The organism is Tardiphaga sp. 813_E8_N1_3 (assembly GCF_051811025.1).
Lineage (GTDB): Bacteria > Pseudomonadota > Alphaproteobacteria > Rhizobiales > Xanthobacteraceae > Tardiphaga.
This window is the reverse complement of the sequence record NZ_JBPWQE010000001.1, coordinates 5,250,665-5,265,574: the sequence shown is the minus strand read 5'-3', so window position 1 is coordinate 5,265,574 and position 14,910 is coordinate 5,250,665. Positions and strand designations below refer to the sequence as shown.

Annotated in this window: 15 protein-coding genes; 9 read left to right on the top strand and 6 right to left on the bottom strand. The window is 61.9% G+C overall.

Features of this window, described 5'->3' with window-relative positions; translation table 11 throughout:
- The first annotated feature begins 57 nt into the window (after positions 1-57).
- Both corA and AB8A33_RS24930 read left to right on the top strand, forming a co-directional pair.
- A complete protein-coding gene (gene corA / locus AB8A33_RS24935; RefSeq protein ID WP_439095227.1) occupies positions 58-1,065 on the top strand; it encodes a magnesium/cobalt transporter CorA in 1,008 nt (335 codons plus the stop codon).
- A gap of 198 nt (positions 1,066-1,263) precedes the next feature.
- A complete protein-coding gene (locus AB8A33_RS24930) occupies positions 1,264-1,950 on the top strand; it encodes an endonuclease NucS domain-containing protein (RefSeq protein ID WP_439079047.1) in 687 nt (228 codons plus the stop codon).
- A 99-nt stretch (positions 1,951-2,049) separates the two neighbouring features.
- Here the strand turns inward: AB8A33_RS24930 and AB8A33_RS24925 are convergent, their stop codons facing one another.
- Entirely contained in the window at positions 2,050-3,708 is a 1,659-nt protein-coding gene (locus AB8A33_RS24925; RefSeq protein ID WP_439095225.1) for an FAD-binding dehydrogenase, read from the bottom strand.
- Between the two features lie 256 nt (positions 3,709-3,964).
- Here AB8A33_RS24925 and AB8A33_RS24920 point away from each other — a divergent pair, with 256 nt between their 5' ends.
- The 3 genes from AB8A33_RS24920 (at position 3,965) to AB8A33_RS24910 (ending at position 5,492) form a co-directional block, all read left to right on the top strand.
- Positions 3,965-4,423 (top strand): hypothetical protein, encoded by a 459-nt coding sequence (locus tag AB8A33_RS24920; protein ID WP_089266785.1) that lies wholly within the window; start codon positions 3,965-3,967, stop codon positions 4,421-4,423.
- Positions 4,424-4,703: 280 nt separating this feature from the next.
- The gene (locus AB8A33_RS24915; protein ID WP_439095223.1) at positions 4,704-4,865 is read left to right on the top strand and encodes a hypothetical protein; all 162 of its coding nucleotides are present in this window, start codon (positions 4,704-4,706) and stop codon (positions 4,863-4,865) included.
- A 33-nt stretch (positions 4,866-4,898) separates the two neighbouring features.
- Complete coding sequence (locus AB8A33_RS24910; protein WP_439095221.1) at positions 4,899-5,492, top strand: SCO family protein; 594 nt, start codon at positions 4,899-4,901, stop codon at positions 5,490-5,492.
- On the opposite strand, the gene AB8A33_RS24905 is transcribed toward AB8A33_RS24910, so the two are convergent.
- Positions 5,483-7,351 (bottom strand): glycosyltransferase, encoded by a 1,869-nt coding sequence (locus tag AB8A33_RS24905; protein WP_439095219.1) that lies wholly within the window; start codon positions 7,349-7,351, stop codon positions 5,483-5,485. The two genes, AB8A33_RS24910 and AB8A33_RS24905, sit on opposite strands and share 10 nt — an antisense overlap.
- A gap of 197 nt (positions 7,352-7,548) precedes the next feature.
- Between AB8A33_RS24905 and AB8A33_RS24900 the strand changes: the two genes are divergently transcribed.
- Both AB8A33_RS24900 and AB8A33_RS24895 read left to right on the top strand, forming a co-directional pair.
- Complete coding sequence (locus AB8A33_RS24900) at positions 7,549-8,460, top strand: transporter substrate-binding domain-containing protein (protein WP_439095217.1); 912 nt, start codon at positions 7,549-7,551, stop codon at positions 8,458-8,460.
- Between the two features lie 70 nt (positions 8,461-8,530).
- On the top strand, positions 8,531-10,174 hold the full coding sequence (locus tag AB8A33_RS24895; protein WP_439095216.1) for a lysine--tRNA ligase: 1,644 nt from the start codon (positions 8,531-8,533) through the stop codon (positions 10,172-10,174).
- 64 nt (positions 10,175-10,238) lie between these two features.
- Here AB8A33_RS24895 and AB8A33_RS24890 read toward each other — a convergent pair whose 3' ends face one another.
- Together AB8A33_RS24890 and AB8A33_RS24885 are read right to left on the bottom strand one after the other, a co-directional pair.
- Positions 10,239-10,748 carry an SgcJ/EcaC family oxidoreductase gene (locus AB8A33_RS24890; RefSeq protein WP_439095214.1) on the bottom strand — a complete coding sequence of 170 codons (510 nt, stop codon included), beginning with the start codon at positions 10,746-10,748 and terminating at the stop codon, positions 10,239-10,241.
- Between the two features lie 83 nt (positions 10,749-10,831).
- Entirely contained in the window at positions 10,832-11,461 is a 630-nt protein-coding gene (locus AB8A33_RS24885; protein WP_439096046.1) for a S24 family peptidase, read from the bottom strand.
- 235 nt (positions 11,462-11,696) lie between these two features.
- On the opposite strand from AB8A33_RS24885, the gene AB8A33_RS24880 reads away from it, so the two are divergent.
- Positions 11,697-12,041 carry a DUF952 domain-containing protein gene (locus AB8A33_RS24880; RefSeq protein WP_439095212.1) on the top strand — a complete coding sequence of 115 codons (345 nt, stop codon included), beginning with the start codon at positions 11,697-11,699 and terminating at the stop codon, positions 12,039-12,041.
- Positions 12,038-13,132, top strand: a complete 1,095-nt coding sequence (locus AB8A33_RS24875; RefSeq protein ID WP_439095210.1) for a quinone-dependent dihydroorotate dehydrogenase — start codon at positions 12,038-12,040, stop codon at positions 13,130-13,132. Before AB8A33_RS24880 ends, AB8A33_RS24875 begins: the two co-directional genes overlap by 4 nt.
- 102 nt (positions 13,133-13,234) lie before the next feature.
- On the opposite strand, the gene AB8A33_RS24870 is transcribed toward AB8A33_RS24875, so the two are convergent.
- Together AB8A33_RS24870 and AB8A33_RS24865 are read right to left on the bottom strand one after the other, a co-directional pair.
- Positions 13,235-14,491 (bottom strand): MATE family efflux transporter, encoded by a 1,257-nt coding sequence (locus AB8A33_RS24870; RefSeq protein ID WP_439096044.1) that lies wholly within the window; start codon positions 14,489-14,491, stop codon positions 13,235-13,237.
- A 110-nt stretch (positions 14,492-14,601) separates the two neighbouring features.
- The gene (locus tag AB8A33_RS24865) at positions 14,602-14,907 is read right to left on the bottom strand and encodes a DUF6460 domain-containing protein (RefSeq protein WP_439095209.1); all 306 of its coding nucleotides are present in this window, start codon (positions 14,905-14,907) and stop codon (positions 14,602-14,604) included.
- Positions 14,908-14,910: the final 3 nt, after the last annotated feature.

The window sequence follows — 14,910 nt, the reverse complement described above, 5'->3', positions numbered from 1 at the left end:
CATTCCCGCCGTTCTTCAAAGGCGCCCGTTGCTGTTCGCACAACACAAGGGTCTTGAATGACGTTTCCTCTCTCAGCTGCAACCCCCGGCAATGTGCCCGGTGTTGTCGCCTCCAGCGTCTATGCCGATGGCCGCCGTGTTGCGGATATCCCCGTCGAGGAGGCGGGCGTCTGGGCGCAGAAGCCGGGCCATGTCGTCTGGATCGGACTGTTTGAACCGTCCCTTGAACTGCTCGAGAAACTGCGCGCGCAGTTTGATTTGCATCCGCTCGCGATCGAGGACGCGCTGAAGTCGCATCAGCATCCCAAGGTGGAGCAATATGGCGAAGCGCTCTTCATCGTCGCGCGAACGGCGCAGCTGGTCGATCAGACTGTTGCTTTCGGCGAGACGCATATCTTCTTAGGTAAAGGCTACGTCGTGTCCGTGCGCCATGGCGCTTCGACGTCCTATGCGTCTGTCCGCGAGCGATGTGAGGCTTGCCCGACCAACCTGACGCACGGCGAAGACTACATCCTCTACGCAATTCTCGATTTTATCGTCGACAATTATCGTCCAGTCATCGAATCCATCCTGTCAGAGATCGACGAGCTCGAGGATGGTGTCCTGCACCGCATGCTGACGCGGGCCGAATTCGAGCGGCTCTACAAGCTGCGCCGTGAGCTGCTGCGGCTGCGTCGCGCGGTCGGGCCGCTGGTCGATGTCTGTCACCGACTCGAACATATCGACATTTTGTTTATCGACGACGAAATGAAACCTTTGTTCCGCGATGTGCTGGATCACGTCAAACGCGCGGAAGAAGATATCGACTCGCTGCGCGAAGTGCTGGCCTTTGCCTTTGAAGCCAGTCTGATGTCAGGGCAGTCGCAGCAAACCGAAATTACCCGCAGGCTTGCGGCCTGGGCGGCGATCCTGGCGGTGCCGACGGCGATTGCCGGAATCTACGGCATGAATTTCGAACACATGCCGGAGCTGAAATGGGCTTACGGCTATTACGTCGTGCTGGGCGGCATCGCCGCGATCTGCGGTTACCTGTATACCCGCTTCAAGCGCAACGGATGGCTGTGATCGACGAGACGATCACCCCACCGCCTTCGCCGCAGCCCGCCCCGCCGTCCGACCACTTACATTTTCGCAGACTTTTCGCCGCTAGTGGGTCGAATTCTGGCCGAACTACTGTGGCGACTGACTTTGAGGTCGACTAGGCTCGTTCACAATATGGCCGTCGGCGCGTCAGGAACGTGAGACACAGGGGGAGCAGGAAGCATGACATACCGCAGAGATGAGTTCAAAAGTTATCTAGCAGCGAGTGGTCTCTCTACTGGCGCGATCAATACTTATGTTTCTTATGTCAATCGTTGCGATCCTCTCATCGAGGGATTGGACGAAGCTCTCCAAAAAGATGGCGTCGATAAGATGTTAGCTTGGCTTGCAAAGGAGACGCGTGCTCCGTTCGATACTTACCCGTCACAAGCGCGAACGAGTGTAAATAAGTACATACAGTTTTTCTTAGCTAAGGAAGCGCCGGTTGATCCGAAGGAAGAGGACCTGGTTCAAGATGAGGCAAATGCCAACGCTGCTGGATTGGCATTTAGGCTTGAGAAAGAAATGCACGCCGCGGTTCGTAAGCAGTTGGCAAATATCGAGTCTGGATTGATAGAGGATGATGGCGGAAAGGAAGTTAGTGTCGCAACCGGATACATCGATATTGTCGCGCGGGACACTCAACGAAAGCTTGTAGTAATTGAACTCAAGGCCGGTAAATGTCCGCCCGGTGCTATGGAGCAAGCTTTGGGTTACGCGCAGGCATTGTCCGATGAACGCGGTGAGGACGTGAGAGTGCTTTTGATTGCTGCCGAATTCCCGGATCGCATAAAGGCTGCGGCAAAACGAACGGTAGGACTTAAGCTGCTCAACTACGAATTTTCGCTGAAATTTAGAGAAACGAGCTAGTTGGGTTTTGAAAGCCTGAAGCTCCTTTTGGAAGCTAGTTCACGCGAACTTACCATATGTGGTTTTTGCCGACTCCGTGCTGCAGCTCATTTGTGCTTCTTACCCCACCGCCTTCGCCGCCGCGCGGCCCGCGGTGCGCCCCGTGAACAGGCATCCGCCGAGAAACGTGCCTTCCAGCGAGCGATAGCCGTGCATGCCGCCGCCGCCGAAGCCCGCGGCTTCGCCGACTGCGTAGAGGCCGGGCATGATCTGGCCGTTGCTGCCGAATACGCGCGAGTCCAGATCGGTCTCGAAGCCGCCCAGCGTCTTGCGTGTCAGGATGTTCAGCCGCACGGCGATCAGCGGGCCCTGCGCGGGATCGAGAATGCGATGCGGCTTCGCGGTCCGGATCAGGCGGTCGCCGATATATTTGCGCGCATTGTGGATGTTCATCACCTGCGCATCCTTGACATAGGGATTGGCCATGGTGCGGTCACGCGCCTCAATCTGCGTCCGAATCTCATCGAGCTTCAGCAGATTGTCGCCGGTCAGCGCATTCATGGCGCTGACGAGGTCGTCGAGATTGTCGCGCACCACGAAGTCGATGCCGTGATCCTTGAAGGCTTCGACCGGCGCCGGCGCGCCCTTGTTGGTGGCGCGGCGCGCGGTCATCAGCCAGCTCTTGCCGGTGAGGTCAGGGTTCTGCTCGGAGCCCGAGAGCGCAAACTCTTTCTTGATGATCGCCTGCGTCAGCACGAACCATGAATAATCATAGCCGGTGGACTGGATATATTGCAGCTGGCCGAGCGTATCGGAGCCGGGAAACAGCGGCGCCGGCAGCCGCTTGCCGGTGGCGTCGAACCACATCGACGACGGGCCGGGCAGGATGCGGATGCCGTGTTTAGGCCAGATCGGATTCCAGTTCTCGATACCCTCGACATAGTGCCACATGCGATCGCGATTGATCAGCCGCGCGCCGGCGGCTTCCGTGATGCCCATCATGCGGCCGTCGACATGGGCGGGCACGCCGGAGATCATGCGCGTCGGCGGCTCGCCGAGGCGCTTCGGCCAGTTCTGCCGCACCAGATCATGATTGCCGCCGATGCCGCCGGAGGCGACGATCACAGCTTGCGCGCGCAGCGAGAAGTCGCCGATCACGTTGCGCGAGCTGCTTTCGCCGCGCTCTGTGTTGGATGGTTCGAGAACCGCGCCGCTCACGCCGTCGACAGTTCCGTTGGTGACGCTGAGCGCATCGACGCGGTGGCGGAACCTGAAGCTCAGCAGGCCTTTCTTCTGCGCCTCGCGCGCACGCCGCTCGAACGGCTCGACGATGCCGGGGCCAGTGCCCCACGTGACATGAAAGCGCGGAACCGAATTGCCGTGGCCCATCGCGTCGTAACCGCCGCGCTCGGCCCAGCCGACCACGGGAAACACGCGGTGACCCATGGCGCGCAGCCAATCGCGTTTCTCGCCGGCGGCGAAAGCGACATAGGCTTCGGCCCAGCGCCGTGGCCACAGGTCCTCATCACGATCGAAACCGGCAGTGCCCTGCCAGTCCTGCATCGCCAGGTCATAAGAGTCTTTGATGCCAAGTCGTCGTTGTTCCGGCGAGTTGACGAAGAACAAACCGCCGAACGACCAGAATGCCTGCCCGCCGAGATTCTGCTCGCCTTCCTGATCGACCACGATAACGCGCTTGCCGGCATCGGCAATTTCCGTGGCCGCAACGAGGCCCGCGAGTCCGCCGCCGACGACGATGACATCCGCATCAACGGCCATACTGTTTCCCCCATCTTGTTAACGGAGATTGAAGTCGGCGCGGGAACTTTGGTCAACGGAAATTGCGCGCGAAGGGCGGCACTGTTTCAGATTGATACCGCGAGGGAACGAGGTGCATCCCGCGCGCAACACTCGATTTGAATCGCATTGGAAGCGTCATGCTCGTCTGGACAAAGCCACGATCTGGCAACACGCTGACCATGCCTTGCATCACCAAGGCGCTCAGATTCGGGATCGACAGGTTTTGGGGCTGGACATGAAGTTCGTTACGGGTTTGCTGGCGGCGGTCTTGCTGTTCGCGGGCGTCGGGGCAAGTCACGCGGTGGTTCGGATCGCGGATGATCGTGGCGGACGGATCGGAACCTATGTCGACAGGTATCAGGGATTGCGCACTTCCGGCGAAACCGTGATCATCGATGGCCTGTGCGCCTCGGCCTGCACGATCGTGCTCGGCGCGGTTCCGCGTGACCGGATCTGCGTCACCTCCAATGCCAATCTCGGCTTTCATGCGGCCTGGGACATGGGTGCCAATGGTCGTGCGGTGACCAATCCGGAAGCCACCCAGATGCTGTATTCGATGTATCCGACCCAAATCCGGCGCTGGATCTCCAAACGCGGCGGGCTGAAGACGCAGATGATCTTTCTGCGCGGCCGCCAGCTGATGGGCATGTACAAGCCCTGTTACATGGACGCCCACGCTTCCAGCGCGCGCTAGAGCGTTTTCTAGCGAAGTGGGTACCGGTTCGCGTCAAGAAAACGCGTCAAAACAAAAAGCTAGAGCCCGGTTCTGATGCAATCAGAACCGATAAGGCTCTAGAGCCGATCTGATTTCTATTCCATCAGCATGACGTGATGCCCTGCGGCGCCGGGAGCGCTTGCCCGCGCCGTCATCTCAGCCTATCTGGAACCCGGATGGCGGGCTCTTGAATGATCTCGGGCCCTAGCCGTTCTGAGATCGTCTGATGGTGCAGCCTTTATCGACGCCCGAGAGCACGATGCCCGCGTCCGAGCGGCCGTCACGGCTTGCGTCGGTCATTGTCGCATCGGCCGCGGCGTTCGTGGCGCTCCTGCTGGTGGGCGCAATCGGGCTGTGGGCACATTACGGCACGGCCGTATTTTTCGAGATGATCAAGACCGGCATCGCCGCCTGCATGTGATCGGCTGCCAAAGGGCAATTCAGGGGACATTCCATGACTGATCGAACCACCCGGCCGCTGGTCATTATTGCTGCCTTCGCCGGCAGCCTCGCGGCGGGATTGCTGGTCGTGCTGTGGCTGACGGGCGGTTTCCGCAATGTCGCTGCACCGGCCTCGATCGGTGGTTCGTTCCAGCTCACGGATCAGTCCGGCCAGACCGTCACCGAGCAGAGCCTCAAGGGCAAGCCGACGCTGATCTTCTTCGGCTTCACCCATTGCCCGGATATCTGCCCGACATCGCTGTTCGAAATGTCGGAAGTGCTGCGCGCAATGGGCAAGGATGCCGATCGCATCAATACCTATTTCGTCTCGGTCGATCCCGAGCGCGATACCGCGGCGATCATGAAGGACTACCTGACGAGTTTCGATCCGCACCTGAAGGGATTGACCGGCACGCCCGATGCCGTGGCGAAGGTGATTTCCGGCTACCGCGTCTATGCCAAGAAGGTGCCGACCAAGGATGGCGACTATACGATGGATCACACCGCGCTGATTTATCTGATGGACAAGGACGGCAATTTCGTCTCGCCGTTCAACATCAAGCGCAAGCCGGAAGAAGCCGTCGCGGATCTCAAGCGCTATCTTTGAACTCGCCCGCGGCTCGCTGCCATCGTCCCGGCCCGGTGCACGAGGCCGTGCTCGGTCTTTTCCCAGTGATGGCGCCGGGTCCAGAATTGCCACAGGGCGCGCCAGGTCGCGATCGAGAGGCATCCCCAATAAATCGGCGTCAGGGCCAGGATCCAGCCATCGCGCAGGCGGCCACGGCGCATCAGGCCGGTGAGGCCCAGGACGCAGGTCGCGATGAAGCCGCAGGCGATGGCCAGCATGTGCAGTGACGACAACCGGTCGCCAAACAGCAGGGTGCTATCGGCAAGCAGCACGCAGGCGATCAGTTTGGCGACCAGCACCGTAAAGGCCAGCGACGTCAGGATATTGCCGCCGAAGACGATGTTGAGTGCGAGGAATCCCCGCGCGCCGGCTTCGTCCCACAGTTTTCGGGGATCGCGCATATGCACGGCCCAGGTCTGCATCCAGCCCTTCATCCAGCGTGAGCGTTGTCGCAGCCACGCGCCGAACGCGATCGGTGCTTCCTCAAGCGTGACCGATGGAATAGTCACCGAGCGATAGCCCAGCCGCGCCAGGCGGATCCCGAGGTCGGCATCTTCCGTGACGTTATAGGCATCCCAGCCGCCAATGCGGCGCAAGGTGTCCGTGCGGAAATGATTGGAGGTGCCGCCGAGGGGGAGCGGCATGCCCAATGCGACCAGTCCGGGCAGGAAGACCGCGAACAGCCCGGCATATTCGACTGCCGCCATGCGCGACAGCAGGCTGTGCGTCAGATTGTCAAAATGCAGTCCCGCCTGAACGCAGGCGACGTCGTCGTTGTGCTGGCGAAACATGCCGAGCGCGGCGCGCAATTGGTCGGGGTCGGGATCGTCTTCGGCGTCGAACACCGTCAGAAAGCTGCCGCGCACGAAGGGAAGCGCAACATTCAGCGCCTTCGGCTTGGTCTTCGGATCCCTGGCCTGTGCGATCAGGACCTGAACCTGCGGCCCCGGCTGGGCTCTGGCAACGGCTGCGCGGGTCCGCAGATCGTCGGGCTCAAGCACCAGAATGATATCGAGTTTCTCGGAGGGATAGTCGAGCCTTTGCAAGGATCGCAACAGGCCCGGAACGGACGCTTCCTCGCGATAGAGCGCGACGACCACGGAGTAGATTGGCAATTGGTCGTCGCGCAAAGGCGGAAACTGTTGCTCCGGCTGTGGCGGCACCAGCACGCAAGTCAGCCTGAGAAGTGAAAAGGCGAGAAACCAGATCGCCGCCAGGCCGCCGATCAGATCCATCGCCAGCGTCGGATACAGAAGCGCGAGAACCGCACATACCAGCAGCAGAATCGCCGGCTGCAATCCTTTGCGCCAGCCGATGACCGATTTGGCCGACATGGCAGGTTGCTTCTGCAGCAGGCCTTCGGTTGCGATATCCGAAAGCGCGTCGCCGGTTTGCTCGGTCAGATATTGATGCAGGTGACGCCGCGTGGTCAGCCGAATGCGCGCGATCAGTGATGGATACGTGGCGGAGAAACGCGTCAGGCGTCGTGCCGTAAAGGCACGCGGTGCGACGACCCAGTTGAGTGTGTCATCCTCCTGGAGGGGCAGGATGCCGAACTCTGCAATCCCCGGAAGGTCAGCATCCGCCAGGGGGCAGTGAGCGCGCCCGACTGTCGAGAGATCGTCGAAGCCGATGCCAAGGTGGCGAGCCAGATGCGCGACATACTTTTCTTCGCTGATGACGCCCCATTGTATCAGGATCTGATCGGCGCCCAGATTGAGCTCGCGGCTCCGTCGCTCCGCGGCGTGCAGAAGCGGGACCGGGAGTATGCCGCGCAGGCAGTCGAGCTCGCTGGCCGGATTTTTGCCGCGGTCTGACCGGATGCCAGGGTCCGGCACGGGGAGGGAGGACGTCCTGCCGACCGGTGCGGGAGGCGGGCGTAGCGCGCCAGCCGGCTGGCGCCACGCGCGGGGCCCATGAACCCGGAAAGATTGCTGCACGCCCATGCAACGCCCTCACGCCACAAACGCTACTCGCGTCTCGCGCCGGATGGTCTATAAGACCGCGATCCGGAAGCACCTATATGCAACCACAGATGGTTAATTCCAGCAACCAAATACCTCTGGCATGGCGTCGCGCAACTGCGCTGACCCTTGGCATTCTGTTGGGTGCGTGGATCTCGCTGCTTTCGGCGACGGTCGGCTTCGCGCAGACGTCGGCTCCAGCCGCGAGCCAGCCCGGCCCGCAGGCCGTGCCGGGCTTCTGGGATCCGCGTCGCCGTCCGGACCGGCCGGACCTGTCGCGCATCACCGTGATCCGCTTCCTGACCGAAACCGACTATCCGCCATTCAACTTCACCGGCCCCGACGGCAATCCGGCGGGCTTCAATGTCGATCTTGCGCGTCTTCTCTGCGAGGAGATCAAGGTCACCTGTACCGTGCAGATGCGCCGCTTCGAGACGCTGCTCGATGCCATCTCCAGCAACCGTGGCGATGCCATCATTGCTTCCATGGCTGTGACACCGCAGATCCGAGCCCGCGTCGATTTCACCGATCCCTATTACCGTGCGCCGGCGCGCTTCGTGGCCCGCAAGAATGCGGTGTTGCCGGAGATCCGCCCGGAATATCTCGAAGGCAAGAAGGTCGGCGTGATCGCGGGCTCAACCCATGAGGCCTATCTGAAGGCGATGTTCACCGATGCCGTGCTGGTGCCTTTCCCAAGCGACGATGCGCTGCGTCAGGCGCTGAAACGCAGCGAGGTCGATTTCATCTTCGGTGATGCGATCTCGTTCGCTTTCTGGATCAATGGCAGCGATTCCGCCGATTGTTGCGCCTTCAGCGGCGGGCCTTTCATCGAGAGCCGTTTTTTCGGCGAAGGCATCGGCATCGCCGTCCGCAAAGGAAACGACACGCTGCGCCAGGCGCTGAACTGGGCCCTGTTCCGGGTCTGGGAGAAAGGCCGCTACACTGATTTGTGGCTGCGTTATTTCTCGGTCAGCCCCTTCTAAATCTCTCAATTCGCGGTTTGGCATTTTCGTGCGGAGCCGCTAGGTTCCGCGGCCCGGAGGCCCTTTGACTATGTCCACGACCAATCCTGCCATCAGCCCGAGCGATCTGCGCGCGCTCGCCGAGAATTCCAACGCCTGGCCATTCGAGCAGGCGAAGGCCCTGGTGGCGCGTCTGAAGAAAACGCCGAAAGATGAAGTGCTGTTCGAGACCGGCTACGGTCCGTCGGGCCTGCCGCATATCGGCACCTTCGGCGAGGTCGCGCGCACCACCATGGTGCGCCATGCCTTTCGCGTACTCACCGAGGACAAGATCAAGACCCGGCTGATTGCCTTCTCCGACGACATGGACGGTCTTCGCAAGGTGCCGGACAATGTGCCGAACAAGGACATGCTCGCCGCGCATCTCGGCAAGCCGCTGACGCGGGTGCCGGATCCGTTCTCGAACGAATATCCGTCTTTCGGCGCGGCCAACAACGCGCGGCTGCGCGTCTTCCTGGATCAGTTCGGCTTCGACTACGAGTTCGCCTCGTCGACCGACTACTACACATCCGGGCGGTTTGACGCGACACTGCTGAAGATGCTCGCGGTCTATGACAAGGTCATGGACATCATCCTGCCGACGCTGGGCCCGGATCGCCGTGCGACCTATTCGCCGTTCCTGCCGATCAGCAAGACAACGGGTGTGGTGCTGCAGGTGCCGATGATCCGGCGCGACGTGGCTGCCGGCACCATCACCTATGTCGATCCCGATACGGGCGAGGAAGTCGAGACGCCGGTCACCGGCGGCGCTGTGAAGTGCCAGTGGAAGGCCGACTGGGCGATGCGCTGGGCTGCGCTCGGCATCGACTATGAAATGGCTGGCAAGGATCTCATCGACTCCGTGAAGCTGTCCGGCAAGATCTGCGCGGCGCTCGGCGGCACGCCGCCGGAAGGCTTCAACTATGAGCTCTTCCTCGACGACAAGGGCGGCAAGATTTCGAAGTCGAAGGGCAACGGCCTGACCATCGACGAATGGCTGCGCTACGCGTCGCCGGAATCGCTGTCACTGTTCATGTATCGCGAGCCGAAGGCGGCCAAGCGGCTGTTCTTCGACGTGATCCCGCGCAATGTCGACGAGTATCAGCAGTTCGTCGAAGGCTATGCGAAGCAGGATCCCAAGCAGCGCCTGTCCAATCCGGCTTGGCACATCCATGCCGGCGATCCGCCGGTGGCGGATATGCCTGTCACGTTCCAACTGCTGTTGACACTGGTGTCGTCGTCGAATGCCGAGAATGCCGAAACCCTGTGGGGCTTCATCCGGCGTTATCGGCCGGGCGTCTCCGCGGCGACGCATCCGCGGCTCGACGCGATGGTTGGCTATGCCATCAACTACTATCGGGACTTTGTCGCGCCGACCAAGACGTTCTGCGAGCCGAGCGATGTCGAGCGTGTGGCGTTGCAGGATCTGCGCGATGCGCTGTCGCAACTGCCGGCAGAGGCCACGCCAGAAGATATCCAGAACGCGGTCTATGAGATCGGCCGCCGCGAGCCGTTCCTCGACCACAAGAAGCTCGCCAAGGATGGCCGGCCCGGCGTGTCGCTCGACTGGTTCAACATGCTGTACCAGGTGCTGCTCGGCCAGGAGAAAGGTCCGCGCTTCGGGTCCTTCGTCGCGGTCTATGGCGTGCAGAATGCGATCAACATGATTGACGGCGCGCTGGCGCGCTCAGCCTGAGGCTTACACCCCTAAGAAACGTCAAAGGCGCGCTTCCTGATGGAGCGCGCCTTTTTCTTGATGCCTATTTCGGTGCTGCCGTCGCTGCCGCCGGCGTGACAGGCTCCGGCATCGCCGACGAATGGTGATGCGCGATCAGCCATTTCTTGTCGCGGTAGACATAGACGTAGCTGTAGCGGGCCTTGACGATTTGCGTATCGCTGGGGGATTTGCCGGACAGCGTGAAGGTGTAGGTGCCGACGTCGGATGCCATGTTGCAGCCGATCTTGACGGTCCGCGTGTCGATCTTGCCCTGCGGGTGCTTTTCCAGGAAGTGGACGAAGTAATCCTGAATGCCGGCGCTGTCGGTGCGCGGTGTGTTCGACACCGTCGGCAGCAGCACCGCGTCGGGGGCGTAGTTGGCGGTGACCTTGGCGGGATCGAGCGTTGCGAGCGAGGCATTCCAGCGGTCGAACAGCGCTTCGATCTGCTTCGTCGTGACGACCGCGCAGGTCATCGGCTTCGCATGTGCGAGAGAACCTGCGCTGACAAAGGCCAGCGCGATCGCGCCGGCAACGATTGTTCTGGTTTTCATGGCTCCACCGATGGTTGCGAGTTCCGGATGGGGAACTCGCATAGATCATTCGGAGGCCGGACGCCAGTCCAGAGTGCGTTGGGTTACTGGCTCGCCCAGACGATGCGCGCGATCCAGGCGATGTCGGAGGTCGGAAAGCTGCGGTCGACATGGTTCGGATTGAGTGACTGCAGTTCGATGATCTTCGTGGTTCGGCGCTTCAATTCCTTCGCCATCACCTCGCCATCCTTGGTCTTGACCACGACGCGGTCGCCTTTGCGGATCTGCGCTTCAGGCGAGACGACGATGATGTCGCCGTCGCGATAAGCGGGTTTCATCGAGTCGCCGGAGATCTTCAGCGCATAGGCGTGCTCGTCGTTCACCGACGGCAGGCCGACTTCATCCCAGCCCTTGCTGCCGGCGGGAAAACCCGCGTCGTCGAAGTAACCGCCATGGCCGGCCTGTGCGAAGCCAAGCAGCGGCACCGACTGCACGATGCGCTTGGTGCCTTCGATCAGCGCGACGAAGCTGTCGATGGTCACGCCGGTCGCGGTCAGCGCCTTCGAGACCGACTCCGTCGATGGCCAGCGCTCGCGACCGTCATTGGTGATGCGCTTGGACTTGTTGAAAGTCGTGGCGTCGAGCCCCGCCTTCTTGGCAAGGCCGGAGGCTGACATGCCGTTGCGTTCCGCGAGGCGGTCGAGGGCGTTCCAGATCTGGGCGTGCGAGAGCATCATCGGTTTCAGTCCGTTGGCCCGGATTTCTACGGGGCGGTGAATCGTGGCGAAATCTAGGAATTATTGCCGTGAATGCACGGATTTCGCAACAGGCATTTGAAAAAAATGTGCAGCCTTGAAGTGGAGGGGTGCCGCCGATACGGTCGGCTGCCGACTCCAGCCTGAATCGAGCGACTGGCGTCCGCACCACATCGAAAAACAGCTGATTCAACCAAATTGGAAGTCTGGGCGGTTGCGCACCATCTATAAAATCTGTCCGGCCTCGAGCTGGCGAGAGGCCGAGCGTCAGGGCACCTATCGCGGCAGCGCCGACGATGCCAGGGACGGCTTCATCCACTTCTCGACCGCGGCACAGCTCCCCGAGACGCTCCGGAAGTACTATTTCGGCCAGACCGGCCTGTTTCTGGTCGTTGTGGACGCAGACGCACTCGGTGACGACCTGCGCTGGGAGCCATCCCGCGGCGGCGACCTGTTCCCGCATCTCTATGGCGAACTCGATCTCGGCGCCGTCACGGCCGTCATGGATCTGCGTGCGCGCTCCGACGGCAACCACGACATTCCGGAGCTCAAATCGTGATCCGTGCTTTCGATGCCTTTTCCCTGCCGATGCTGCGCATGCTCGATGCCGAAGACGCGCACCGCCTCGCGATCCGCGGGTTGCGCATGCTGCCTTACGCCCGCCCGCGGCCGGATGATCCGAAACTTGCAGTCCGTGCATTCGGTCTGAACTTCCCCAATCCGGTGGGGATCGCCGCCGGCTTCGACAAGAATGCCGAGGTGCCGGACGCGTTGCTCCGTCTCGGGTTTGGCTTTGCCGAGATCGGCTCGGTGACGCCGAAGCCGCAATCCGGCAATCCACGCCCGCGCATCTTTCGGCTGGAGCGTGACGAAGCGGTCATCAACCGGCTCGGCTTCAACAATGACGGTGCGGAGGTCGTGCTGCGTCGGCTGGCTGCACGTGCGCAGAATGGCGGTATCGTCGGCGTCAATGTCGGCGCCAACAAGGATTCGCCCGATCGCACGCAGGATTATGTGCGGCTGATCGAGACCTTTGCGCCGGTGGCGAGCTATTTCACCGTCAACGTGTCATCGCCGAACACGCCGGGCCTGCGCAATCTGCAGCAGGCCGCCGAGCTCGACGATCTCCTGGCGCGGGTCATCGACGCGCGTGAGCGCGTCCGCAAGAATGCGGGAGATTCTCCGGTGCTGCTGAAGATCGCGCCCGATCTCAGCCTCGCCGACCTCGACGATGTCGTCCATGTCGCGCGCTCGCGCGGCGTTGACGGCATGATCGTCGCGAACACCACGATAGGTCGTCCCTCGACCTTGCGCGAACAGGCACGCTCGAAAGAGCAGGGCGGATTGTCCGGGCGGCCCTTGTTCAGGCTGTCCACCCGCATGGTGGCGGAGACCTTCGTACGTGTCGAAGGTGCATTTCCGCTGATCGGCGCTGGCGGCATCGACAGCGGCGGCGCGGCGCTCACCAAGATTCGTGCCGGCGCCAGCTTGATCCAGCTCTATTCGTCGCTGGTCTATAAAGGCGTCGGCCTCGTCGAAAGCATCAAGGCCGATCTGTCCTCGACGTTGCTGCGCACCGGCCGTGATTCGCTGTCGGAAATCGTCGGCGCGGATGCTGCGACGATTACTGCGGAAGATTGGCCGGGGTGAAGACGAGCCTATAGCCCGGATGAGCATAGTGAGATCCGGGGCCGTTGCGAATGTGGCGAAGAAAGATCCCGGATATCGCTTCGCTCATCCGGGCTACGGAAGTTACCCGAACGATCGCCGCAGCAGCGCCGGGTAGCGCAACGCCTGCAGCCCGCCGCGGGCGACATAGTGCACCAGCAGCGCCAGCCAGAGCCCGGTATTGCCGAGCGGGCGCAGCAAAAGCCACGCGGCCAGAAAACACACCAGCGACAGCAACATCAGATTGCGCATGTCGCGCGCCCAGGTGGCGCCGATGAAGACGCCGTCATAGGCAAAGGCGAAGACGCCGAGCACCGGCGCCAGTGCGACCAGCCAGAGATAATCGCGCGCGACCTGGCGAACATCGACACTGGAGGTCATGGTATCGATCAGCACCGATCCGCCGAGAGCGTAGATCGCGCTGAGCACGATGGCGAAGCTGAGACCCCAGATGACAACGAGACGCACGGCGCTGGAGAATCCGACGCGGTTGCGTGCGCCATAGGCGCGGCCGCAGAGCTGTTCGGCAGCGTTGGCGAGACCGTCAAGAAAGAACGCGCTGATCATCAGGAAGTTGTTGAGCACCGCATTGGCAGCGAGCGTGAGGTCGCCGGACCGCGCACCTTGTGCCGTGAAGAACAGGAACGCCGCGATCAGCGCGGCGGTGCGGATCATGATGTCACGATTGACGGCCATCATGTGCATCAGCCTGTCGCGTTCCAGCAGCACGGCCCATGGCTGTGTGATACGGCCGCCCGTGATGCGCCAGGCCACCAGCGTGCCAATCGCGAAGCCGGAGAGCTCGGCGATGATCGCGGCATAGGCGGCGCCCGCAATTCCCATCTCCAGCACCAGAACCAGCAGCAGCGTCGCCACCATGTTGATCGCGTTGATCGCGATTTGCACCGTCAGCGCAAGACTGGCACGGGCCTGGCCGACCAGCCAGCCGAGGATGACGAAATTCGCCAGCACCAGGGGCGCCGACCAGATGCGGATGGTGAAGTAAGTGCGCGCTGCGCTGGTGACGCCGTCGCCGCCGCCCATGGCGGTCAGCAGTCCGGCCGCGAGCGGCACCTGCAGCAAGATCAGTAGCCCGCCGATCACGGCCGAGATGATGAAGCCGCGCGGCAGCAGCGCGCGCAGCTCTTGCTGGTTGCTCGCGCCGAGCGCCTGCGCGGTGAACGCCACCGTGCCCATGCGCAGGAAGCCGAACAGCCAGAACAGGCAGTCGAACAGCACCGACGCCATCGCGACGCCGCCGAGCAATGTCGCATCGCCCAATCTGCCCACGGCAATGGTGGCGACGATGCCCAGCAGAGGCGTCGTGAGATTGGCCAGCATCGCCGGTCCCGCGATCGCAAAGATGTCGCGGGTGGTGGCAGGCTGGAACGCTTGCGATGGCGTAGCGGCGTCAGTCGACAAACGTCAGCTATCCGTAACTTTGAAAGGCCTCAGCGGCCGCGTGGCGCGCTGAACAATCGCATGATCAGCCAGATCGGCACCACGATCACGGCACCTAGCAGGAAGTAGCGCCACAGACCATTGATGGCATCGAAGCCAAGATCATAGACCCATTGGAACAGGCGGCGGATGCTGGTGACAATGTTCCACGGATCGAAGCCGATGGCGGCGAGAACGACGCCGACCAGGATCGACAGCAGGATCAGCCGGCCGAGCACAGCCAGCGGCGATCCGCCGAGAAAGCGCGACAGGCCGTCATTGTTGGCCGGCAGATCCCGGGTCTCATTTGGCTGCATCGT

Coding starts and splice junctions, on each gene's coding strand:
- corA (WP_439095227.1), top strand. CDS start 58: ATGACGTTTCCTCTCTCAGCTGCAACCCCCGGCAATGTGCCCGGTGTT.
- AB8A33_RS24930 (WP_439079047.1), top strand. CDS start 1,264: ATGACATACCGCAGAGATGAGTTCAAAAGTTATCTAGCAGCGAGTGGT.
- AB8A33_RS24925 (WP_439095225.1), bottom strand. CDS start 3,708: ATGGCCGTTGATGCGGATGTCATCGTCGTCGGCGGCGGACTCGCGGGC.
- AB8A33_RS24920 (WP_089266785.1), top strand. CDS start 3,965: ATGAAGTTCGTTACGGGTTTGCTGGCGGCGGTCTTGCTGTTCGCGGGC.
- AB8A33_RS24915 (WP_439095223.1), top strand. CDS start 4,704: ATGCCCGCGTCCGAGCGGCCGTCACGGCTTGCGTCGGTCATTGTCGCA.
- AB8A33_RS24910 (WP_439095221.1), top strand. CDS start 4,899: ATGACTGATCGAACCACCCGGCCGCTGGTCATTATTGCTGCCTTCGCC.
- AB8A33_RS24900 (WP_439095217.1), top strand. CDS start 7,549: ATGGTTAATTCCAGCAACCAAATACCTCTGGCATGGCGTCGCGCAACT.
- AB8A33_RS24895 (WP_439095216.1), top strand. CDS start 8,531: ATGTCCACGACCAATCCTGCCATCAGCCCGAGCGATCTGCGCGCGCTC.
- AB8A33_RS24890 (WP_439095214.1), bottom strand. CDS start 10,748: ATGAAAACCAGAACAATCGTTGCCGGCGCGATCGCGCTGGCCTTTGTC.
- AB8A33_RS24885 (WP_439096046.1), bottom strand. CDS start 11,461: ATGCTCTCGCACGCCCAGATCTGGAACGCCCTCGACCGCCTCGCGGAA.
- AB8A33_RS24870 (WP_439096044.1), bottom strand. CDS start 14,491: ATGCTGGCCAATCTCACGACGCCTCTGCTGGGCATCGTCGCCACCATT.
- AB8A33_RS24865 (WP_439095209.1), bottom strand. CDS start 14,907: ATGCAGCCAAATGAGACCCGGGATCTGCCGGCCAACAATGACGGCCTG.